Source organism: Gammaproteobacteria bacterium, assembly GCA_029881255.1.
In the GTDB taxonomy this organism is placed as follows: Bacteria; Pseudomonadota; Gammaproteobacteria; order S012-40; family S012-40; genus JAOUMY01.
On sequence record JAOUMY010000001.1, the window covers coordinates 520,170 to 543,434 of the forward strand.

At 44.2% G+C, this 23,265-nt stretch carries 22 protein-coding genes; 9 read left to right on the plus strand and 13 right to left on the minus strand.

The genetic code is table 11. The annotated features are described in order from the left end of the window. Nucleotides 1-469 precede the first annotated feature (469 nt). Both OEZ43_02425 and OEZ43_02430 read left to right on the plus strand, forming a co-directional pair. Complete coding sequence (locus OEZ43_02425; GenBank protein MDH5544417.1) at nucleotides 470-6,094, plus strand: PKD domain-containing protein; 5,625 nt, start codon at nucleotides 470-472, stop codon at nucleotides 6,092-6,094. A gap of 99 nt (nucleotides 6,095-6,193) precedes the next feature. Continuing rightward, nucleotides 6,194-7,018, plus strand: a complete 825-nt coding sequence (locus tag OEZ43_02430) for an RNA polymerase sigma factor (GenBank protein MDH5544418.1) — start codon at nucleotides 6,194-6,196, stop codon at nucleotides 7,016-7,018. 32 nt (nucleotides 7,019-7,050) lie between these two features. On the opposite strand, the gene OEZ43_02435 is transcribed toward OEZ43_02430, so the two are convergent. Beyond that, complete coding sequence (locus tag OEZ43_02435; GenBank protein MDH5544419.1) at nucleotides 7,051-7,266, minus strand: hypothetical protein; 216 nt, start codon at nucleotides 7,264-7,266, stop codon at nucleotides 7,051-7,053. 147 nt (nucleotides 7,267-7,413) lie between these two features. On the opposite strand from OEZ43_02435, the gene OEZ43_02440 reads away from it, so the two are divergent. The 3 genes from OEZ43_02440 to OEZ43_02450 are packed head-to-tail and all read left to right on the plus strand — an operon-like array spanning nucleotide 7,414 to nucleotide 8,552. After that, nucleotides 7,414-7,779, plus strand: coding sequence for a nuclear transport factor 2 family protein (locus OEZ43_02440; GenBank protein ID MDH5544420.1), 366 nt, complete (start codon nucleotides 7,414-7,416; stop codon nucleotides 7,777-7,779). 57 nt (nucleotides 7,780-7,836) lie between these two features. Further along, a complete protein-coding gene (locus OEZ43_02445; protein MDH5544421.1) occupies nucleotides 7,837-8,253 on the plus strand; it encodes a hypothetical protein in 417 nt (138 codons plus the stop codon). Further along, nucleotides 8,250-8,552: a hypothetical protein gene (locus OEZ43_02450; protein ID MDH5544422.1), complete on the plus strand. Its 303-nt coding sequence runs from the start codon at nucleotides 8,250-8,252 to the stop codon at nucleotides 8,550-8,552. The genes OEZ43_02445 and OEZ43_02450 overlap by 4 nt, the downstream gene beginning before the upstream one ends. Nucleotides 8,553-8,604: 52 nt before the next feature. On the opposite strand, the gene OEZ43_02455 is transcribed toward OEZ43_02450, so the two are convergent. Next, nucleotides 8,605-9,591 (minus strand): hypothetical protein, encoded by a 987-nt coding sequence (locus OEZ43_02455; GenBank protein MDH5544423.1) that lies wholly within the window; start codon nucleotides 9,589-9,591, stop codon nucleotides 8,605-8,607. A 112-nt stretch (nucleotides 9,592-9,703) separates the two neighbouring features. On the opposite strand from OEZ43_02455, the gene moeB reads away from it, so the two are divergent. The 3 genes from moeB (at nucleotide 9,704) to OEZ43_02470 (ending at nucleotide 13,378) form a co-directional block, all read left to right on the plus strand. Beyond that, nucleotides 9,704-10,459 (plus strand): molybdopterin-synthase adenylyltransferase MoeB, encoded by a 756-nt coding sequence (gene moeB, locus OEZ43_02460; GenBank protein MDH5544424.1) that lies wholly within the window; start codon nucleotides 9,704-9,706, stop codon nucleotides 10,457-10,459. 434 nt (nucleotides 10,460-10,893) lie between these two features. Then, complete coding sequence (locus OEZ43_02465; protein ID MDH5544425.1) at nucleotides 10,894-11,718, plus strand: zinc-dependent peptidase; 825 nt, start codon at nucleotides 10,894-10,896, stop codon at nucleotides 11,716-11,718. An 820-nt stretch (nucleotides 11,719-12,538) separates the two neighbouring features. Then, nucleotides 12,539-13,378 carry a S1-like domain-containing RNA-binding protein gene (locus tag OEZ43_02470; GenBank protein MDH5544426.1) on the plus strand — a complete coding sequence of 280 codons (840 nt, stop codon included), beginning with the start codon at nucleotides 12,539-12,541 and terminating at the stop codon, nucleotides 13,376-13,378. A gap of 234 nt (nucleotides 13,379-13,612) precedes the next feature. On the opposite strand, the gene OEZ43_02475 is transcribed toward OEZ43_02470, so the two are convergent. From OEZ43_02475 to OEZ43_02510, 8 genes are all read right to left on the minus strand, one after another. Then, complete coding sequence (locus OEZ43_02475; GenBank protein ID MDH5544427.1) at nucleotides 13,613-13,915, minus strand: YebG family protein; 303 nt, start codon at nucleotides 13,913-13,915, stop codon at nucleotides 13,613-13,615. Nucleotides 13,916-14,008: 93 nt separating this feature from the next. Next, nucleotides 14,009-14,671: a DUF2161 family putative PD-(D/E)XK-type phosphodiesterase gene (locus OEZ43_02480; GenBank protein ID MDH5544428.1), complete on the minus strand. Its 663-nt coding sequence runs from the start codon at nucleotides 14,669-14,671 to the stop codon at nucleotides 14,009-14,011. A gap of 3 nt (nucleotides 14,672-14,674) precedes the next feature. Continuing rightward, entirely contained in the window at nucleotides 14,675-15,145 is a 471-nt protein-coding gene (locus OEZ43_02485) for a periplasmic heavy metal sensor (GenBank protein ID MDH5544429.1), read from the minus strand. Between the two features lie 96 nt (nucleotides 15,146-15,241). Further along, the gene (locus OEZ43_02490; GenBank protein ID MDH5544430.1) at nucleotides 15,242-15,697 is read right to left on the minus strand and encodes a lipocalin-like domain-containing protein; all 456 of its coding nucleotides are present in this window, start codon (nucleotides 15,695-15,697) and stop codon (nucleotides 15,242-15,244) included. Between the two features lie 18 nt (nucleotides 15,698-15,715). Continuing rightward, complete coding sequence (locus tag OEZ43_02495) at nucleotides 15,716-16,003, minus strand: YdhR family protein (GenBank protein ID MDH5544431.1); 288 nt, start codon at nucleotides 16,001-16,003, stop codon at nucleotides 15,716-15,718. Between the two features lie 292 nt (nucleotides 16,004-16,295). Continuing rightward, nucleotides 16,296-17,201 carry a HAMP domain-containing histidine kinase gene (locus OEZ43_02500; GenBank protein MDH5544432.1) on the minus strand — a complete coding sequence of 302 codons (906 nt, stop codon included), beginning with the start codon at nucleotides 17,199-17,201 and terminating at the stop codon, nucleotides 16,296-16,298. A gap of 282 nt (nucleotides 17,202-17,483) precedes the next feature. Next, nucleotides 17,484-18,188, minus strand: a complete 705-nt coding sequence (locus OEZ43_02505) for a hypothetical protein (GenBank protein MDH5544433.1) — start codon at nucleotides 18,186-18,188, stop codon at nucleotides 17,484-17,486. 118 nt (nucleotides 18,189-18,306) lie between these two features. Then, nucleotides 18,307-18,774 carry a DUF2938 domain-containing protein gene (locus tag OEZ43_02510; protein MDH5544434.1) on the minus strand — a complete coding sequence of 156 codons (468 nt, stop codon included), beginning with the start codon at nucleotides 18,772-18,774 and terminating at the stop codon, nucleotides 18,307-18,309. A 582-nt stretch (nucleotides 18,775-19,356) separates the two neighbouring features. On the opposite strand from OEZ43_02510, the gene OEZ43_02515 reads away from it, so the two are divergent. Further along, a complete protein-coding gene (locus OEZ43_02515; GenBank protein MDH5544435.1) occupies nucleotides 19,357-20,946 on the plus strand; it encodes a hypothetical protein in 1,590 nt (529 codons plus the stop codon). A gap of 25 nt (nucleotides 20,947-20,971) precedes the next feature. Here OEZ43_02515 and OEZ43_02520 read toward each other — a convergent pair whose 3' ends face one another. From OEZ43_02520 to OEZ43_02530, 3 genes are all read right to left on the minus strand, one after another. Continuing rightward, the gene (locus tag OEZ43_02520; GenBank protein MDH5544436.1) at nucleotides 20,972-21,382 is read right to left on the minus strand and encodes a GFA family protein; all 411 of its coding nucleotides are present in this window, start codon (nucleotides 21,380-21,382) and stop codon (nucleotides 20,972-20,974) included. Nucleotides 21,383-21,720: 338 nt separating this feature from the next. Further along, entirely contained in the window at nucleotides 21,721-21,939 is a 219-nt protein-coding gene (locus OEZ43_02525) for a hypothetical protein (protein ID MDH5544437.1), read from the minus strand. Between the two features lie 8 nt (nucleotides 21,940-21,947). Then, nucleotides 21,948-22,922, minus strand: a complete 975-nt coding sequence (locus OEZ43_02530) for a phosphotransferase (GenBank protein MDH5544438.1) — start codon at nucleotides 22,920-22,922, stop codon at nucleotides 21,948-21,950. Nucleotides 22,923-23,265: the final 343 nt, after the last annotated feature.

Consider the following 23,265-nt stretch of genomic DNA (forward strand, 5'->3'; position numbering starts at 1 on the left):
AGTATAGCTTTACCTAACAGCCGCACGTTATTTATAATCGAATTCAAATACATAGAAATAGTTAATATAAAAACACTAGTACTTTTGGGTGGTAGGGAGAGGCAATTCGGTGCTGTGGAGTTGCTGTGCTCATAAAAATAAAAACTCGGCAATAGAGGCGTTCATGAGCTCTGTGTTCAAAATTCTTTTCTGTTTCACCTTTATCGTCCTAAGCACCACTACCTTTGCAAGCCCACCTGGACAGCCCGACACCGAAAAGCAACATCCGCATCGCCTACTCATAAAATATAAAGCTTCAAGTGTCGCTCAGTCTCAACGATTGCGAGCACGAAATCAAAACATACAGGATATTAAGCCTTTATTCGGCCGTTCAAAGAAAAATTTCTCTCGACAATTCACACATTCCGCAAAACATCACGGCTTAGACCGTTGGCACAGACTCAGTATTTCCGATAAGACTGAGATGGAAATGCTCCTTAAACAATTGAGCACAGATCCTGACATAGAAGTCATCGAGCCGGATTTTGTTCTTACAACCAGTACGGTACCGACAGATCCGTCCTTCGGTCAGCTATGGGGATTGGTAAATACGGGACAAGCAGGCGGAACTTCCGGAACTGATATAAGCGTCGAAAGTGTTTGGAATAGCTCTAACCACGGCAATGGCGTTGTTGTTGCGGTAGTCGACACTGGCGTCGATTATACGCATACAGATCTCTCCTCAAATATGTGGATCAATAACGACGAAATCGCCGACAACGGTGTTGATGACGATGGAAATGGTTACATAGACGATGTCTTCGGCTACGACTTCGCCAATAACGATGGTGATCCCATTGATGACAACGAACACGGTACTCACGTCGCAGGCACAATAGCGGCAAGCGCAAACAATGGGGTTGGCGTCGCTGGCGTAGCCTGGTCGGCGAAGATTATGAGCGTTAAGTTTCTAACTTCCCGCGGTGGGGGATATACAAGTGATGCAATACAATCGATTCAATACGCAATCGATATGGGTGCAAACATCATCAATGCCAGTTGGGGTGGCAGCGGTTATTCTCAGCTTCTTTTTGATGCTGTATCTGCAGCAAACGATGCAGGCATCACCCTCGTCGCCGCTGCCGGCAATTCCTCAATAAATATCGACATGTCTAAACATTACCCCTCTTCATTTAATCTGCCAAACGTTATCTCCGTTGCGGCATTTGACCGCTATGGAAACCTGGCGGGCTTTTCTAACTGGGGGCCTGAATCTGTACATGTTGCGGCGCCAGGCAAAGCGATCTATTCGACCGTACTTGGCGACACGTATCGACTACTCAGTGGCACATCAATGGCCGCCCCTCATGTTTCAGGCGCAGCGGCATTACTTCTTTCCGAGGATATGACGCGTACACCCGAACAAATCAAACAACTACTAATATCAACTTCTAGCTACTCTGATACCTTGAGTGAAAAGACCATCAGCAAAGGCAGAATAAATATTAGCGATGCATTTAGTTGTGTACCTGGGGACATGCGTATCGTTTCAACATCTTTATCGAATAACTTTGATATTCGCACCGGTGACGAACAGGTCATAAGCGTCAAGGTATATAGTTGCGACCAACAAGTTAAGAACGCGCAATTAAGCGTCAAGTTAAATGGAGCGAATGTTAAATATTTAAATGATTCCGGTTTAAATGGAGATGAGCAAGCAGGTGACGGAAAGTATTCAATATCGTGGAAACCCGATGCTTATGGCGACGTCACATTAGAATTTACCGCTACTCACAATGTCTATTCAACTTCCTCAATAACGATTGTTGGTACGATAAGTCAGAGTCAGGACTATCAAGTAGACGATACCATTCCTTTTAACTGGCAGGACGCTACCGGTGGAACGTCTCTAAGTTTGGGAGATGACCAATCTACGCAAGTTGACATGGGTTTTCCTTTCCGATTTTTCGGTAACGCATATGAAATTGCCTATGTCAGCTCAAACGGCATGCTAACGTTTGGAAAAGGGTCAGCACTCAGCGCCAACACCGCAATACCTTCACCTATCATTCCCAATAATTATATAGCGGTATTGTGGAGTGACTTGAATCCTTCACTGAACGGAAATATCTACTCGGCACAGTTTGGGGTCGCGCCCAATAGAAAACTGGTTATCAGCTGGAATGATGTCTCTGTATTCAATGGCTCGCTCAATGGTGGAACATTTCAGGCCATATTGCACGAAGGTAGCAACGATATCGTACTGCAGTACCAGGACGTCCTCTTTGGAAGCCAAGCTGATAACGGTGGCCAGGCCACAGTAGGAATCGAAAATTCCGACGGCAGCCAGGGCGTACAGTATTCGTATAAAACGCCATCTTTGAACAACAATAAAGCGATACGTTTCAGGCCCGCTCTTCGGCCAGTCGCCAACCCTGGTGGCGCATATCAGAGTGAGATAAACCAACCCGTCAATTTTTTTGGTTCGGCAAGCTCAGATCGGTCCAATGCCGTATTTAGCTATGCATGGAATTTTGGCGACGGAACCATCAGTACAGAACACAATCCCGTACACACATACACGCAAAGAGGCGTATTTGAAGCAACGTTAAAAGTAAACGATGGATTTGAAGACTCTTTGCCTGCGACGACATCGGTTATTATTGGTCCCAACCAGTTACCCGCCGCCCGTGCAGGCGGACCCTATACGGGTTATGCAAATCAGATCATCACTCTCGATGGCAGCCAGTCTACCGACCCGGATGGTGATGCTCTTGGCTACAATTGGGATTTTGGTGACGGCAATGTTGGATTCGGCATTTCACCCTCTTACACCTATAACGCTCCTGGTATATACACCGTGTTTCTTTCAGTTAGTGACGGATATGGCACATCTACATCTACCGCAACGGTAACATTGGAAAATCGTTCTCCTGTGGCAGAAATTACGGCGCCACTTGTTGGCGCATTAGGTGTCCCAGTTAATCTTAGCGCCTTGGCTTCTCATGATCCGGATAATCAATCGATTAGCTATAGCTGGGATTTTGGTGATGGACAAAGCTCAACCCTTGCCAATCCCGCTCATATTTTTGCAAGCACAGGTGTATTTAATGTCACGCTAACAGTTAGTGACGGAATACTTTCCAACAGCACGCAACATTTCATAGAAATAATTGTAAATACAACACCGATTGCGAACCCAGGCGGACCCTATCAGGGATATGTCGGCAGTGAAATTGCCTTCGATGGATCCGGTTCTGTTGACGCAGATGGTGACATGCTTAGCTATATTTGGGACTTCGGCGACGGAAGTAGCGCAAACGGAATTTCTCCCACACATGTTTACACACACAAGGGGAATTACACTGCTTCCTTGTTAGTCAACGATGGTTTTAGTGATTCTGTTATGGTTACTACTTCCGTCGTTATCCCCAATCGCGCACCTACTGCAGAAATATTGTCGAGCGAAAATAGCAGAGTTGTTCTTGGACACGAAGTGTCTTTTTCAGGTTCTGGCTCCTTTGATCCCGACGGTGATAACCTCAGTTACAAGTGGATCATTGATGACGTTGGAATACTAAATTCTATTTTATTTTTTCATGCGTTTTCTACGCCTGGAAACCACACTGTACAGCTGATAGTAAATGATGGAGAAGCAGACTCTCTGCCAGTCACAAAATCCTTTTTTGTCATTTCTCCTCCAATAGCTTTAGCAGGAGGCACACAGATTTATTCGTCTGGAGAGACTGCCACGCTTGATGCCAACTACAGCTTTGATACTGACGGTTATCTAGTAGATTATCGGTGGCAACAAATTTCCGGCAACACGGTGGAAATACAGTCAGTGGATTCGCAACAGGCCAGCTTTGTTACTCCTCCTGCAAACGTACACTGGAAAATGGTTTCTGCCGGTGAGCACCATACTTGTGCGATCGACTCGATGCAATCTTTATGGTGTTGGGGTAGTAATTATTTTCAGCAAATACCTTCATATGAATATCAACACAAAACACCAGTGGTAGTCGAATTTGCAGAACAAACCACCTGGCAACAGGTTTCAACCGGCGCTAGACACACATGCGCAATATCGGCCGACAACAGACTCTATTGTTGGGGAGATAACTCCGAGGGCCAGCTAGGCGCTATTAGTGGTGGTAATGGAATATTAGCCTACGTGGCGGTACTGGATGGCACAAATTGGAGAATGGTGGATTCGAGCAGGTACCATTCTTGTGCCGTAGACGCAGACAGTCAGTTGTTTTGTTGGGGAAGAAATAGTTCAGGACAACTTGGCCTGGGAGACAACTCCAGTCGAGCTAGTCCAGGTCAGATTTATTCTCCAGTGACAAATGCCGTTTGGAAAACGGTAAAGACCGGGCTTTCACACACCTGTGCGCTAGATACCAGTAATAGCTTATGGTGCTGGGGAAGTAACGGCGAGGGACAGCTCGGAATTGGCGATACCATTGGCGAAGCAACACAACCCATGATTGTTCCCACACCGAACAATGCGACATCATGGTTGGATTTCATTGTAGGGGATAGCCATAGCTGTGGAATTGGAGACGACGGGAAGCTTTATTGTTGGGGAACGAACGGGCCAGGGTGGCTTGGTACGGAGGACAAAAATTACCTGGTGTTTTCTCCTTCCCTAGTCGTCACAGAACACGACTTTACACAGTTATCCGCCGGAACCCGATTTACTTGTGCATTGGCTACTGACAAACAAACCTATTGCTGGGGTAAATCTGATACTGGGCAAACCGGTGCACGCGATTTTACAGAGGTTTATTCGCCTACATCGCCTATACAGTTCTACTCAAACATTGCGCAGATTAGCACAGGGGCTAAACATTCCTGTCTACTTAACGAACAGGGTGCGATGGCGTGCTGGGGAGACAATACATATTACAATATCTCTCCTTCTTCTCAGGTCATGTATTTTGCACCTGCCTTATCCACAAAAAACGAAAACGTTTTGACATTCAGTGTAACGGTCACGGACAACGATGGCTTAACATCGACGAGTAAAACACCCGTCATCATTAATCAGCCTCCAACAGCGATGATACCTAACAGTGTTACAACCTTTCACAATACACCAGTAGAAATCGACGGCGCCTTGTCTCACGACGCAGAACTTGCGCAGCTTAATTATTCATGGAAACTAGACGGGGTTGAGATTTCGACTTCACCAATTCTCAGACGATCGTTTTCTGAGCCAGGGGAATATCTTGTTCAACTAACGGTAAACGACGGATACGCCGAGTCTTTACCCGTCACTACTACTGTTTTCGTAAATGCTACTCCTACGGCACATGAAGGTCATATCAATTCAGTGCCGTCCATAGTAAAAATAGAGGTATATTCCGTTAACGATGCACCTGTTGCCGTTGATGATCACTACAAAACAACTAAAGGAACGGAATTGGTCACTGGAAATGCGCTTGAAAATGATTCTGACGCTGATGGTGATCAATTAATTGTTATGCAACTTAGCCAACCGGATCATGGCACAGTCTATTCCAATAATGACGGCACCTTTACCTATACTCCACAAGCAGGATATGTTGGGACTGACAAATTTACCTATACTATAACCGATGGTCACCAAGGCATGGATGACGGTGTGGTTCGTATAACCGTAGAGGAATTATTACCTGATACACAAAAATTCGCCGCATCGTTCAATATCGAAAAATTGCTATTGGACGCCAGCAGCGAAGAAATGGTATTCCGTATAAAACCTACTTCAGCACCACTATCAGGCGTTACGTTGCGTTACTATACGACAGATGGTACCGCATATCGTGATATAGACTTTGGCACAATCGAAGGAAGCGTACACTGGGATAAAGGCGATGCAACTGAGCGCGAAATTGCAATCCCACTACTAGCAAAGGAATACGTCAACAACATCTATTTTAATCTCGTGTTTGTTGTTGAGGAAGGTAATGTAATTTTTGAAAATGGAAGCACAGCCATAGTTACCATTGCAAAAAACCTCAAGGCACGAAGAAAATTAGGTTCAATCGCATTTGAATTTCTACTATTTACTATATTTTTCTTCTTCATTCGAGACAGGCACAACCGACAAGCTTTTATGAATGCATGATGATCGATCTTGCGTTTTGAGATACACAACATGCCATAATTTCGCTGTTCGGAACCCAGCGGAATAATCCAAAATCAAGAATGTAATCAAGGACGATTTGTGAACGTTGATACCTACTTGCAGCAATATCTGGAATTCAGAGATGAACTTCGCGGATATTTGTTTCGACTGCTGGCGAATAGAGCGGATTGCGAAGACGTGTTGCAAGAAACCTATATTAAGTTCTCTGAAAATATGGATTCATTTCGTGGTGAGTCTTCGTTTAAAACCTGGGTATATTCCATAGCAACCAACCTCGCGAAGAATATTCTTTCACACCAGGCTCGGTGGAGAGAGGATTTCCAGGATAAGGGCAAGGACCTGCACGTTCAGGACAGTACTATGTCAGAAAAGCTGTACGGAATCTGGGCATCTACACCGGATGCTAACTTTGAAGTTCGACAACATCTGGACTACTGTTTTACCTGTATCAGCAAAACCCTGCCGCTAATTCAACAGGTTTGCCTTCTACTCAAGGATGTTTACGGTTTCAAACAAGCTGAGATTGAAGCCACTACTGGCCTATCCGAAGGAAAGGTAAAACACGGCATCGTCGACGCACGCAAGACTATGATTAAACTGTTCGATAATCGCTGTGCTCTGATTAAGAAGCAAGGCGTCTGTAATCAATGTACTGCCTTGAAGGGGTTTCTAACCTCAGAACAAAGTGCTCACCAGGAAGCCAACCAACTCGCACTGGTGCAAGAGGCTGAAAGCTCAGACAGTGAACGACTACTAGAGCTTCGTCTCGATATTGTGCGTTCGACCGACCCCATCAACAATACACAACATGACATTCACATCTACTTTCTTGAAAATCTTCCTGAATGGGCCGAACGAATGTCATATTCCGACAAGGACAAAAAAAAAGACCCGGCTCAATGAGCCGGGCACATCGCTTCCTGCGGGTGACTAATCTAGTTTGATGACATATCGTATTTGTTTTTCATATTGTCCTTAATAATGTTTCCAATCGAACCGGAGACTCCTTCACATTGCGTTCCTTCATCTAGCGTAATGTGATGAGTATCTGCATCCATCAGCGAATCGGCTGCGATACAAGATTTTAGATCGAGTCTTGTACCCAGACTCTCTGGTTCTTCCAAGCAATCTGTTACCTGATAAGTCAGCACCACGTTAGCCCCCTATGGGAGCTTTTTTCTCACGTTTCAAAAAACTTCCCCAAATCCCGTTCAAAAACCTCTGCCCATTTGTCCAAGTTCTGATTAGAGGCAAAACAGACTTTTAATCAGTTTTTTAATTGGACAAAGGAGAAAGAAATGACTACCCCATCAACACAGGTATGGCAGGCGTTCATGCAATCAATGCAGGCGGGAGACAATCATTGGCAGAGTTTGGTTTCAGATGATGTTGTTTTTACCGGACCGGTAGAACAGGTAAGGGGCAAAGACGACTTTATCAAATTGAACCTGGACTTCTTCAAGATGGTTGTTGCCTATGATCTACACCATCAAGCCGCAGGTGAAAATACAGTGGCTACAGAGGGAACCATCAAGATCAAATCACCCAAAGGCAATGAGCTAGCTTTTGATCTTGCCGAGTTCTACAACATCAAGGACGGCAAAATCCAATCCGTTTCCATTTATTACGATCCACGAGAATTCATACAAGAGTTTTCGATGTAGCGTTCAACCAAACCGGGGTCTGCTTGAGTGCAGACCCCAAACTATCTGGAGATTTTTATGGCAAACTGGCTATATCCCGCAAACACACAATATCACGATGTACTTGGCGCATTTTCTAAGAAGACGGTGTACTGGCCGGCAAAGACTAAGGTAAGCAAGGGTGACAAAATATATATTTACCTGGCTGCGCCCCACAAACAAATCGCCTTCATAGGCGAGGTTACACAAGTCGACATAACAGAAGAAAGCGTGATCGAGGACATCAAAAGGTTTTTCAAACAACTCCCAAAGAAGAAAGGAGAGCCAACACCGTTTATGAAAATTGGTAAAATTCAACGCGTCGATATTGAGGCGGACTCACCTTTAGCCTTGTCTTCGCTCAAGACACACGGTCTTCGTGGCATGTTGATGGGACCACGCAATCTCGAAAACAATCAAACGCTCCTTAACTACTTCCAGGAAGAACTAGAATGAGTTATGAAAAAGTTGCCGCTAAACTTGTAAAAGAAGAGGGCGTTGAATACTCCACCATGATGAATTCGCCATGTCTGCGCTATCAAGGCACGTTCATGGCAATGATGTTTACACAGCAAGACGCGCTGATCGTGAAGGTATCGCCTCAAAGAGTTGATGAAATCATCGCTACTGGGGAGGGATTGGCGTTTAATCTGACCGGGAAAAAGTTCAAGGAGTGGGTATTGATTCCTTCGAAATTCGAGAAGAACTACGAGGGATATATGAAAGAGGCTTTGGAATATGCAAAGCACGGATAGATATATTGCGCATGCTTTTACAAATAGAGATCTCAGCGTTTTGACATGATGTTTACTTGAGTAGACCTGGCACGGGTATATCAAAGGCCCTGGAGTTGGTTAGCAGCTCTGACAACAGCCCTGTCCATTCCTGCTCATAGGTATCGTCATTATTTTCATCGACGCTTAATTGGTAAGAATTACTCACTACCTCAAAATGGAGACTGCCGGCATCGCCAAAAAGCGTTGCCGCACCCCCCAAGGGCAACCCACCTATGTACCCCGGAAGTTTAGAAAACGGATTAGAGGTACTAAGCGTAAGAAGCCCAAATTCAGATAGGTAAATTTTTGATTGATACACCTGACTCGCAAGTATTTCGTTGTCAGTTACTTCAGAGGTTCTAACGATTTTTAGCCCTTCCAACAAGGTTTGCATAGAATCAGCAGTATTTTCCTTCAGAATATCTGCTTTCAGTGTGACAAGAAGTTTTGTCTCTTCGCTAAATGTCACGATGCCGTTTAGTTTTAAATCATTTTCAGAATCGGATACTGAAAGTTCAGTGAATTGCGTTACCGCTCGAAGGAGATCGTTCTCCCAATTTGTATCAATATTTATTCGGCCGGAGATAGTGGCGTTTTCAAAACAATACTCATTAAATACAGAATTGACGGTATAGCCAATTTCCGTTCCAGATTGATTGGTTAGAGTAAGCAGGTTTGTTGACGCAGTACCGCCGCAATCACTTTGCAGTTCATAGATGATTGGTTCCTTCGTCGCCAACTGAAGTTTAAACGCAGAGACTATTTCTGGTTTGCCTACCCAACTTATATCCCGGTCTCCGAAAATTGAAATCCACAACGCATATCGCGCTGCCTCTTGGGCAGCGTCTAAAGTCTCGTATACCGAACTGAAATACAAAGTGAAATGCTCAACAGCATTTTCGGTTGTTAACATAACTGGAGCTTTGGCCCCTTTGTAAGATAGACCGGCTGGTGAATCCGTGTGGAAACACGAAATTGCCAAGAATATGACCACAAATAGGGTTAAAATTTTGAACAAATTTAACTCCAAGATTTCGACATTAAGGCAGAAAACACATTGCCATTTTAACCTTTGCTATAGGCGTTAATGCTACTATTATCGCTAAATTGACTACTTATGGGGATTAGTCATGAATAATGAAGAATTGGTACGCTATAGCCGCCACATGATGCTGCCAAATTTTGACTATGATCGGCAGTATAAGTTAACTCAATCCCGTGCCCTGATCATTGGCGCAGGCGGGCTTGGCTCGCCAGTTGCCATGTATATGGCCAGTAGTGGGGTGGGGCACATTGTGCTATCGGACTTCGACGTGGTCGAACTGCACAATTTACAACGTCAAATTCTACACGGTAATAACGACGTTGGCCGACCGAAGGTCGATTCGGCCAGAGAAAAACTTGAGAGCCTCAATTCCGAAATCAAGATTACGACATACAATGAAAAACTGAACGAGGAACAATTACGAGAGGAGGTTAGGCTGGCTGACGTGGTCTTGGAAACCACCGACAATTTTGACTCACGTTTTTTACTAAATCGTATATGCGTGGAAGAAAAAACACCCCTAGTGTCCGGCTCGGCCATTCGATTTGAAGGCCAGGTCACAACCTTCAGACCAGACATCGGAACCGGACCTTGCTACCGCTGCTTGTATAAAGAATCCGATGATGCCGCCGCAAGCCATTGGGAAACCTGCGCCGCCAGTGGCGTACTGGCGCCGGTTGTCGGCGTGATAGGTTCAATGCAGGTGATAGAGGCCATCAAGGTGCTTACCGACTTGGGGCAGGATCTTTCCGGACGGCTACTGATTTTTGATGGCATCTATATGGAATGGCGGGAGATGAAGTTAAAGAAGAAGCCGGATTGCCCGGTATGTTCGAAGTGATAGCTAACGAATCACTTCCCGAAATAGGACGTGACAGAGTTAGCGCTTCTCAATATAAATCTCGTCCTCGTCATACTAAGAACAGTTTTTTTGCGACTTTCTGCGGCGGGTAGTGTAACACTTGAAGTTCTACGCTCAGTTCAACGCCATCTAAGACATTTTATGGTAAGGAAGACCTTGAGAAATCGAGGTCTCCCAGGTCTTTTGAATGTTCAGCGATGTAGCGCTCTTACCTTTTAATCGTTTACTCAAACTGACAAGACCTTAATAAAGCTTTCTATATTCACAATCTTTTGTAGGCAAATGGAATAAGATGGACCTGTTAATTCTTATTCCTATACCTCTTGGAATTTCACCTATCAGACGCCATAACCTCAGTTGTCCGTATACTAGTAACACTATTGGTTGTTTCAAAGCCAACTGCGGAGGCTACATTGTCAATTCCTTTATTTTTCGTCCTTCTGCTCGGTTTTACAGTTATTACCTATCTTCTCTACAAGCCGCGATGGCGTGCGCGACGTCGAAAACAGATTAAAGACGCAAGCTTTCCAGCGAAGTGGAAAAATGTTTTGTTAACCCAATGGCCGCTATACCGGGAAATTCCAGACCTGTTAAAAGAAGGGCTACACCAACGCATACAGCTCTTCATTCAAGAGAAACAGTTTGTTGGCTGCGATGGTTTTCAGATAACGGAAGAACATAGGTTATTAATAGCTGCACAGGCGTGCCTGCTCGTCATCAATAAACCGTATGAGTATTTCGACGAACTGAAAAGCATACTAGTTTATCCGTCTGCATTTATAGTCAAACACAATAGACAGCTTGCGAACGGCACTATTGCTGAAGAACAGAATGTAAATTCGGGCGAGGCCTGGGAGACCGGAAAGATAGTTCTGTCCTGGGATGATGCCTACGCAGGAATGATCAATATCAAAGACGGAGAGAACGTTGTAATTCATGAATTTGCTCATCTTTTAGATCATACCAATGGCACTGCCAATGGCGCCCCCTTACTTGAGCATGCAAAAAATTATGACGTATGGTCAAAAACGTTTCAGACGGCCTATAACCGATTGCTTCACAATTTGCATACTGGCGAAAAGTCTGTGTTTAACCCCTACGGTGCTGCTAGCCCAGGTGAATTTTTTGCGGTTGCGAGTGAAATGTTTTTTGAAAGAAGTCGTTTGTTTCAGAGCGAGGAACCAGAACTCTATCAAGAATTGGTGAGATTTTATGCGGTTGATCCAACGTTGTGGTAAATTTTACGGGCGTATTTGAAATTAGACTACATGAAGGCAAGGATCGATTTTACATTGTAGATATTACCACCCAATTTTAATTGACCGGCATCGATCTCATAATTAGCCAAAAGGCGAATATACTCTTGCCGCTTTTTTTACCTAATCGTAATTGGCGGTAATCCTGATTTGAGAACTGGCAGGTTAGCTAATAAACGAGCCATTCGTCCATTGCCATCGATGAAGGGGTGGATGTGCACAAACGACATATGCAGAGTTGAATACGCTTGAATTGCTTCGTTGCGATCATGTTCAACTGCGTTAAATTTGTTCAACAAGTCAATCTACTGTTTCATTAAACCCGGCGTATCCTCCACTTTTGTGTATTCAATGCAGATCTACCTATCATTGTCATCAACGGAATACGTACCATTTGGCTCTCGCTTCCGAGCACCGACGGGCTTTTAGATATCGGGTATCTGTTCCTTTTGTATGGCAGTGTGTTGCCTTCCAATGAAGTTGAGGTGTGCGACCAAAGGTTCCTCAACTGAGCGAGTAGACTACGCTTTATATCACTATCAAGACCTTCCAGGAATTTCACGTATATGCTTACCTTTGAGAAAAATTCTATTAGGTAACAAAATACTGACATAAAGCCATTGCTGAGTCCAAAAATAGCGGTTTGGAGCGCTTTGGCAGGGGACACACCATCTTGCAACCAAGGCTGTTGGGGGCATGAGAAGATCCATTGCACCAAGCCAACTGTACGCTCCTACAACTTTTTCCTCTACTAACGGTATAATGCAAAACACTTACCCTGGCACAGGCTTCGACAACCCAAATGATTAAACTAGGCAGAGAATACGAACTGGACGTTGTGAAGGAAATGGACTTCGGGTTTTTCCTTGATGCGGAGAATCTAGGCGAGATTTTGCTGCCACGCAAGCTGGCGCCCAAGGGTTTACAAGTCGGCGACTTTATTGTGGTGTTTCTGTATCTGGACTCGGAAGACAGACCGGTTGCCACTCCACAAAAAGCCAAGGCCCGTGTGGGCGAGTTCGCCTATTTAAAGGTTAAGGATGTATCAAAAGTCGGCGCCTTTCTTGACTGGGGCCTGGACAAAGACCTTTTAGTCCCGTTCGGCGAACAACACCGCCCGATGGAGGTGGGTCACTCATATCTGGTGTACTTGTATATCAACGAAGCCGACGGGCGCATTGTTGCCTCGTCCAAAGTAGATAAATTCATCGATGAACAAAAGTCACACAATTTCAAACCGAAACAGGCCGTCGATTTAATCATAGCGAACAGCACCGAGCTTGGTTTCAAGGCCATTATCAATCACAGCCATTGGGGGGTGTTGTACAAGGATGAAGTACAACAGCGTTTGAGCTTTGGGCAATACGTGAAAGGCTATATAAAGAATATTCGCCCGGATGGAAAAATTGATTTGATGTTGCATAGCAGCAAAGAGAAGCTCGACAAAAATGCCAGTATCATTAAGACCTATTTAGAAAAACACAGCGGTTATGCGAAGTTTCACGACAAGTCCGATCCTAGAGATATATACAAGGCCTTCGGCCTGAGCAAAGCGGCATTCAAAAAGGCAATTGGCAACCTGTACAAGCAACAGATTATTTTGATTGAAAAAGAGGGCATTCGTTTAAAGGATCAAAAGTAGTATAAATCAACTTTGTTCCTTTTTTTTCTGAAAAGTGTCGAGAAAATGTCTGCCTATTACAATGGAGTTGAGCTTAGTCTGTGGTAGAAGAACTAACAATGGGCGACTAATTTGAGTATTTGTTTCGAGCTTGCCTAACGATGTTTAAAAAAAATCCGGGACAGAGCACAGCTCTAAAAAATTAAAAACCACTGAGCTCTAATCCCGAATTTCCGGAGGAAAAGCTTATTTCGCCTATGCCTCTGCAACTAAACGAGTAACATTATCTTCCTCAATTTCCACTTCGCCCTGCACGACACCTAGTGAAGACAGGGCACTAACATTTCCTTTACACGCCTCGATCACCTGGTCTTTATTATTCGCGAGCAGGAGGCCGAATTGCTCCGCCTTCTGGCTATTTACACCAGGTATGTTTGCAATGAGCAGTTCGGTAAACTGTTCAGCCAGTTCTAACACCTTGTCATGCGCCTCTGCGTCTTTCTTGCTGTCAAACATGCTTCCATCCCTATCACATAACCACTTTGCTAATACAGCCATTTTCGTCCTTACCTCTTGATTGCTGGAGATAGTAACAACTGTACATACGTACAGCTTTAATTGCAAGCACTTGCGAGCTACGTATTCAGGACACTAACCTCCAGATACTGCTACCTCACGCCTCCCCCGCGGAGATAAATCGTAAACACCGAGCGACACCCGATCGAACCAACCATACACATCGTTATACAAAATATTTCTAGCCTTTGGTTCCTGCAGGGACTTGGCAATGTTCGCTGCTTTGGTCGGTCCTTGTTGTTGCAGGAATTGGGCGATTGCCAGGGATTTTTGACGGTACGCTGTTATAGTGCCGATTTTCTTTTCGATGCCACCCAGGTTTGGATCACCTACTCGGTTAACAAACTCGCCAAGTAAGCGCTCCTGCCGTTGTTTTGATTTGCGGGGCTTGTATTCAGCGGGATCAAGCAACACCTCCACTTTTGCACGTTTGCTTTTTGGATCGATCAACAACAAACCCAGGCCCAGCATCTTGAGCAATTTTATAAGCTGCTTGCGTCGACGATTCAGGCTTTTGCATTGTCTAGGCACGCCGATGTAAACCTTGGATGTAAGCGCCAAGCGTTCAACCGACTGAAGAATGACATCAAGATTCAAAATCAACTTTAGCTCTACGACAACGGGCTCCTCATTGTCGCGTACTGCAAGAACGTCGCAGTTATGGATTTCACCTTTGACATCGTAGTTTTGAGTTTCAAAAAATTTTTTCAGAGGCAGATATAGATCAGATTCCTTCATCGTTTATTTGATCTTATCTCGTTCCAACACCGAGGCATCATAAGAGGGGCGTTGCTCTTCGGTGAGTATGGCGCGCATCTCTACCAGGTGAGCATAGCGCAGACGCAGAATTTGATTCTTAGCGGCCATCAATTCGTCAATCTTGGCGTTAATCTGAGCAGGATCAGCATTGTCTTTCACCGTTAGCTCGTTGAGTGCATGCTGCAAATCCTTTTCCTGTTGTTTAAATGGCGCCTGATCCTTATCCAGCTTGTGGTGCATCTCATCCACGGCTTTTTTCTGAGCTTTAGTTAAGGTTTTCGCCCAGGCCGGCATTTTGTGTTTTGATTTACCACCTTCATCATTGTGGTGATTATGACCAGATTTCTCCATGGAGTGGTTGCCATGGTTGTCCTGTTTTCCGTCTGCAACACTCCCTGTAGGCAGCAAACAGACTGAAAAAGCGAATATCGCGATTCCGACACGTAGTTTCATACCACACCTCTATTTTCGATTGATCGTCCCAAAATAGTAGAACGTCACTCTATAGAGTTTAGCCAGCGAAAACAATTTAGAGAGATGCGGCTATTCCTAGCCGCGCTCCCAAATCAATGTTGCAAATTTGCGATCATTACCCCATTCAACTGGCGGAGTGCTGATACGAAGTGTGTTGTCTTTCAATTTGAAAAAACGTTTTTGCGGCTTGCCTTCCCAATTGGGAAACATCGAACGTTCTACATGATGAATAACAAAGCCTTCCTCTTCATTTAACTCGAACGTTCCGTAGTATGAAACACAATTTCTGAAATTCTGTTCAAACTCTGCCGGCGTGCCAACTTGTTGGTCACCACTTTCGAACTGAGGACGATCAACACTCATCAGTTGTGCCGAAACCAGCCCACAACGTGAGTAGAGCAATACGCCCTGAGCCGACTCACCGAAAGGGTAGCTAATCTCCCCATTGGATGATTCAATCTGAAAGGTCTTGAGACGCCATGCCCCGATAAGGGCATGGAGTTCTGGTTTCATCGTATCTGCTGATCCCATAACAGTCGTCTCCTTCGATTAACCACGCAGAGCCATAGGCACGTTATTGACTTCGATTTGTGGCGCACCCTTGGCTTTATAAGCAGCGGGAATACTCTTGGCCAGATCCGATTCGCGATAGTTTTGCAAGGCCTCCATCGAATCCCAGATATATACACCGGTCCACACATGGGGCTGAGAATTCTTGACGTAGTACTTCTGGATCAGACCAGGGACTTCAAGAAATAAAGGCAGACGCTCTTTTGCGATCTTCATAGCCTGCTCGTCTGTAAGTTCGGTTTCGAATTTTACGTTTGCGATAATCATGATGTTCTCTCCTTGGTTAAGTTAATGTGTTCGGTTTTTCCTAAGCACGGAGAAATTATCGGTCATGCGATGACGCAAAAGAATTCCCATAATAAGAAAACCATATTTGCGAAAACGCACAGCCCATGGTTGTGCAATCGCGCCAGGAGATACGCCCGCTACAGCATACCGCTTCTTAACAACACGTCCTAAAACCGGAAAATTTATATAAAACAATAAATTAGCATATTATTTCTAAGAGGGGATACTTCTCTCTGCAGCAAACTCTACCGCGGTTGGAAATTATGTAGAGTCAGGCTTCCGCAGCAGGCAACTCTACCCAGAACCGGCTACCACGGCTCTGGCTGCTGTTTAAACCTATGCTTCCACCCATAGCCTCGATTAGGTTCTTGCACAACGCCAAACCAATTCCAGTACCTTCGACGGAACTCAGTGGCGAATTTGCCCGTTCAAAGTACTCGAAGATAAGCTCCAGCCGATCGTCAGGTATACCCATGCCGTTATCTTCAACCGAGATCCTGACCAATTTTTTAGTTTTCTTTTGCGCGTGGATAAAGACACTACCACCTTTGCGATTGTACTTTATAGCGTTGGCAACCAAATTGAGTATGATCTGTCTCAGTCGATCGGCGTCTGCAATAACGCACTCATTCATAGATAAATCTCGTCCAAGGCTAATATCTTCTTTTAATACCAAGGGACGCAACGCTGAAAAGACATCGTCAATGACGTCGGCTACCAGAACTTTTTCCGATCGAATGCGAAACTTACCCTCTTCCAGTGCGGCAAATTCCAATATATCGTTTACTAAGATCAAGAAGTTCTTACTCGCCAGTTCAATCTCACTCACATAGTCACGCAGAACATCATTATTTTTAATATCATCTTCAAGCATTAACAGCTGTGCAAAGCCATTTATGGCATTAAGTGGGGTACGAAACTCATGGCTTACCGAGGTAAAAATTCGGCTGCGTGACTGAATAGAAAGTTTTAACTGAAGGCGGAGAACATTTGTCCATCCGATAAGAAATCCTGCTGTATTGCTGATAATAAGGGGGATAACAAACGATTTTGGTTCAATATTTTCCAGAACGATACTGAATTGGATAAACACTGGAACGGCAAAAAAACAAAGCGTTAGCAACCACCCCTTTAAGAAGGTTTTTAATTCTCGGCTATCCAAATTATGTTTGTTCATTCACACAATAGTAACGACCACTGCCCGAGATGCTAGTTACAATAAAATGCGGACAGAAATTGTATTACCTATAGAAGTTAAATCTTTAATCAGGCGCAAATCATGCCAGTTCGATTCACCGGATATGAAAGCTATCACCGTGGGGAAACTGTGCTTTTGGTACCTTACTGCCTTAAAGACAACTCCCTCGATCGATGAGCCATCCAGTCTGCGTAAGTCGCAACTAAGCTGGTTTTAATTGATTGCATGCGGGTCTTTCGGAACCCAGACATTGCAAATATATTACTGCGGAAACATCTCCCGCAACTTATCGCGGTCGTACCACCATTCATCACCTGGTACGAGAGCGTTAATGACTTTGCTCAGTCTCGGTAGAAAAATACTGGGATCTTTGAGTTCGAGTTTTTCCATCCAGAAGTCCATTACATCTTGCGTATCAACCTGACTGTGGCCACGTGCAACATGGGACAGCAAACTAGTACTAAGGAAATTCAAATTCTCGAATTCTTCATCGGAGGCACGGAGGCCGACGAGATAATGCGCGGTAGCTGCAGCGACGGCGGCACCATCGGCGGTGGGTGGTGTTTCATCGACAAAATGTTCCAACAAGGAGATGCTAACTTCCGGATGCACCGGGAAAGAAACCGCCAACCAGATACCATGGATCAGCGCTTTGATTGGCTCTTCCTGCTCTGATTGGTACATGACATCGCAAATCTCAGCCGCCTGTTGCCAATGATTATTCTCTACTAACACATCGAATGCTGCGCGACCGTCTGGCCAGATATCCTTCTTTTTACCCAGAGCCAGTAGTACATGCGCCTTTTCCAGGGTGAGCAGAGCTTTATCCAATGGCGTGCCGTCTTCACCCAGGGATTCGATTCGATTGTTCACATCCTTGAGTTTCGCTTCCATTTCAAGGCGTTGATCTAAATCGCTTCCTACGAATTTGTCGTTGTTTGGGTTGAATCTTTTTATTTCGGCCATGGTAATACTCTTTTTCTATGCGGTAATGTTTGCGTGATCGCCTATGATACCGGCTCGTTTGGATAAAAACGACCATACTTTTTGCGAGACAAATAGGAAAGAGCGTTCCGTTATCTGTTTAATAAAATGCGTCTTTTACCACCCAACCAAGGTAAAGCCCGATACCGAAAACACTATGCATGGATAGGCTTATTAATCGAGAAACCATCGGTTTAGGCGCCAGCCTTGCAAAACAACCATATCCAAGACCGGGCTGTAGTATCAACCAAGGAACGGATACCGTAGCCAGACCAAACGTAATGGCTGACATTAGGCTCGGGCTATCTTGAACGATTATCAGGTAGACAAATGCGTAAGCCAAGCCAACGACATAATGGAATACCCAGCCTACAGCTAACTCATGATTTATCTTGCTGCTACTGGAAATTGGTCGATGCATGAACCTTCCTTTAGGCAAATGGCCAAGCCATCGGCCAACCATGGCCCAGTTTGTTGTGGGTAACTTGAAGCTTTTACTTAAGAAGACGGCCCAAATATCCATGGTAATAGTTGCAACGACTCCCACTACTAATACTGTTGACACCATGTCCATATCGTTCAACATCGCTTCCAACCGGATCCTTTGCGACCGCTATCGTTATGCAATAATACACATTACGTCTAACTTGAACACACATGTCTAGCGTTTTTCTGAATCAGAGACATTATCTTCATCATCTTTAAACATAAAAATAACTACCGAGTTTTGGAAGTCGATTTGATCAAACAATTCTTCCATACACTTTCTTGTATTTTCATCTGTAGGATACCCGCAAAACCTTGGCGCGGAGGTGGCATAATCGCCGATAATTTTCACACGTTTGATAATGTGTGGAAACCGTCGTGAGAGTGAATTTGACTTTTAAATCCTGTTGAAAGATGCAAGGCCTCACATACCTCAGCTTCTTTATGTTTTTTCTTGTTTGTCGCGCAATATTCTCGTTTCGTTCACGAACAACTTGCTGCCTTGAATAACCTCAGTGTGGTAAATAATTTACGCATTGTTCTCCAATGACAGATATTCCTGGCATAACTATTTTTCAACCCCCCCAATATAAGCAGACTATAGCGCTCGGCAATAGTGTCCGCTACACTAGTAACGGCTCATTCAGAGCCATTTGAAATTCTGGTGAAGAGACAACGACTTAAGATGGACAATGAGAATCTAACACCGGAATTTCAAGCAAATAGCACACCTCAGTCATCGTTTGCCAGAATTTTCTCGCTTTTGATAAAAGCAGCGCTTGCTTCAGCGATTTTGCACTTTCTATTTATCTACTATTTCCCTTTAGATTTCTTTGATCGTCTCTTTTCTACTGAAACACCGTCCGGGCTGCATACACCGTCTGCGCCGGAAGCCATAAATATAAATCTTTCTGCTGGTACATCCTCACAGACAACAGAGCAAGAAATAGGCAATTCGAACGATTCACCAGAGGCGAGCCAGGCTGATTCTGGTGGATTAGATGGCATTGACAAAGACAAATGGGGTGAACTGCTAGAACGACTGGAAAAGAATACGGGATTTCAGCAAGGCTTTCATCAGACCTATGAAAACTTTTTGCCTAATACGGAAGTGGGCAATGCCTACAAGTTTCGTGACCGCAAACACGAGGATATCGTGATCAAGGAGGTCTTTCCTACTATCCACGATATCGAAAAACCTTTTCACGAGATTCTGAAGCAAGCCAACAAGAAAATGAAAGACTATACCGAACGAAATGACATCATTGAGGCGTTTCGCGATCCGCTGACAGTAAAAAAGAGTTCACTCGAAATTCGATTTAAAGCTGAAGAGGAAGTCGAAGGTACTCCCGTTCTAAACTTTCCTCCCGCAGAACGGCAAGCATATTTCGACAAAACCCTGGCAGAGGACAAAACAAAGCAACTCGGCGACTTTATTCAAAAATATTTCAAATACGACCCAAACAAAGGTGATTTACCCATAGCAACCAGAGAACTTTATTATCAAAATCTGGAACGCTTGCTTTATTCATTTAGCACCGACAATACCTATTTTTATTTGGACTATTATCTCGAAAATTTGAACAAAGAGGACTTTCTATTTAATGCCCTCGATCAAGTGTCCAAGCTAGACGGCAGCAAAACGGCGACCGAACTCTTGTTCATACTACAAGAACTATACGACATCCAACAGCGTGCCTGGAGAGTCTATTTTGACTTTGGTAAGACATATGAAAAAATCTCCAAGGAAAAAGGAAACCGACTTCGCGTGGAAACCCTGCGAAGAGTTGATGAGCGTTACAAGCCGGTGTTGGAATCAAAGAATTTGACCAACTATGCTGAGCTTCAGAAAAAGTATCTCCAGAGACGACTCGAGATTACCGATCACATTATCAACAATACGCCAAATAGATACCGCATACATGATGCACAATTCGCACAGGCTTCGGTTTTGTGGGAGATGGGCGTACTTGAAAATAATAGCGTAAAGATTAATCAAGCCATTCAAACCTGGAACTCACTCTTAAACCAGGCATCACAAAATACACTTTCAGATATTGAAAAGGAAGAGTTTACAAACCTGCCCTTCTTATTTGAAATCGAAAAGCATTTGACTAATTATCAGAGATCACCTGATAGATTCAAACCCGCTCTCGCACAAAACATAAGCGCGCTGCTCACGCGAAAGGACGCGAAACGGATTGCCGAAAAACATGCGCGTGAGATGAGGCTGTTGTGGTCGGATAATCGGTAAGATTGCTGGTGCTTGATTCGAGATTTTACCTTTCTATTGAACCCTGAAAACTTGGGATAGCATTTATATTATCTACCCAGGCAGCCTTAGTTGAGCAAAAGACATTTACCTGAGGATTAAAATCTGCTGGATTTCTCAACGCTCCGAAAAATATAAGACTCAATCCCGGCAGGCGAAAATTCTTGTTGTAGATTGGGCTTCCGCAATCAGAACAAAAGTACTTAATACCTACATTGTCAGCCTCATACTGTTTTAGCGAGTTTTCACCTTTGGATAACTGAAGTTCGTTTTCAGCCACCGCAATATAGGTAGAAAACGCGGTGCCATTTCTCTTTTTACAATCATCACAATGGCAGTTGACCACCATTTTAGGCTTACCGGTTAGTTCAAAATGTATATTTTCACAATAACAGGAACCGCTGATTTTACTGCTCATGATCCATTTCCCTTTCATTCGCCATTTCAGAATGTAATATGTTATGCATAATTATGATATGTTCAACAACATATCAAAATTTTTAGGACTAAGACATGCCGCCGTACGGGCTTGATAAGATTGCTGATTGAGGCCTTTGAATAGCGCAGTGGCCACCATTCCTCAGCCAGCAAGTGCAAAAAATACCATTGGCGGATTAGCTACGCCGCGATTTTTGATCATAAATAGCTAACTCCATCTTGAATATCATAAAAAATACCATCGGGATTCCCTACGGATCTTATATATTTATGGACATGAGCGAAAAACTCCCTTTTGCGACTCTTTCTTTTATCCATTTACGATATCTTCAGGAATTTCGGGACCATCATCAACGCTAGCCCAATACCGAACAATGCGTAAGCACTGTCGACTGCATAAGGAAAAATCATCAAGGCTATGCCACATATCAACACAACAAAATTCGCATTTCGTTTACCATATGCAAAATAGGCCATGCCGATCACGCCAAACATAAGACTAAAAAACAATGACCATGCATCGGACATGACAGACATTCTCCTATTTAGGTGTTCTCAATATGTAGACACAACTCCCGCAAAACCACGATTTTCTGGTCCCAATATTCACTTTGTAGATGTTTGTAGCCGATGTACTCGGCATTCTCTGCATTGATCGCCATGACCCATATCACGGCAACGATTTCAAACAAAGGGATGGCGGCCAATTCATCCTCATCAAGTCTTCTTATCTGCTGATATCCCTCCAGAAAGGATGCCCTGATGTCGGAGGCCTTTTTGTGTTTGTAAAGCGAAGAAAAGAGTTTTGCTATCTCGAAGGAACGGTAGCCATAGCCACACTGGTCGAAGTCAAAAAGGGTTATTCTATCGTCAAAGTTGATATGAAAGTTATTGGCGTTTATATCGCCGGCACATATTCCATATTTGCTGCCACTTCGATCGAGTCCGGAAAGTTTTGGATAAATTTCCTCACGCAATTCACACAGAAAATCATAGTCGCAGTCATCAAGAAAGGGTTTAATCAGACCTAAAGAGCGATCGACAAGGTAGGAGAAATCGAGTTCCTGCCCTTGGACAGAAGGAACAAATTTGTCGGCATGCAGATGCATTTGAGCAACCACAGTACCCAGCAGGTTTGACTCCTCAGCAGTCAGATCTTTTCCCGGCGCATTTCCTTCGGCATAACGAAACAAGGCGAAAAACCTTTCACCCTCGGACGTCTCTAAACGGAAGCAGGATTTATTATTGATCGTAGGGACGAGACGCGTTACCGATGCATTCTTCCCATTCAAGAATTTAACAAGCTCCAGTTCAAACTGAATTTCTATCTCGCTGCGCCAAGTATTTCGATAAACACGGAATATATACTGCTCAAAGTTACTGGTGAGTATGTAGTTGTCATGTAGCCCTGCGACATAGAAATGACAGTCGAGATCGCCATCAAGAGAGTAGTGGTCTTGTGCGAGTCGGATGACTGATTCAGAGGCAATCCTGGTATACGAATAGTGTAAGGATGTCATCTAGTGAATTCCGGCTTAGTGTGGACTTAATGTAGGATAAACAGAAAAAGGATTCTATTCCCGTTTTAGATCATAGAGCAAAATGCGGGGAAGTCCTCGCTTTTGGTTTCAATAGAGATTCGCTTTCTTTTAAATGTCTCGACAAATTCTAATCCCTTTTTGCTCTCTGACCCTGGCTTTCCCCGTAAAGCGCGTTAGTTCATGGGGAGAAATAATTCATGCATGGGTAGCGAGTAAGTGGCTCTGCAGAGGCAAACCGCCTCTTTTTATTCCACATAATTGGCAGGTGAATATTAAAATGTGTCTTGGACAGGCGTGACGAATAACTTGGCTAGGGAGAACG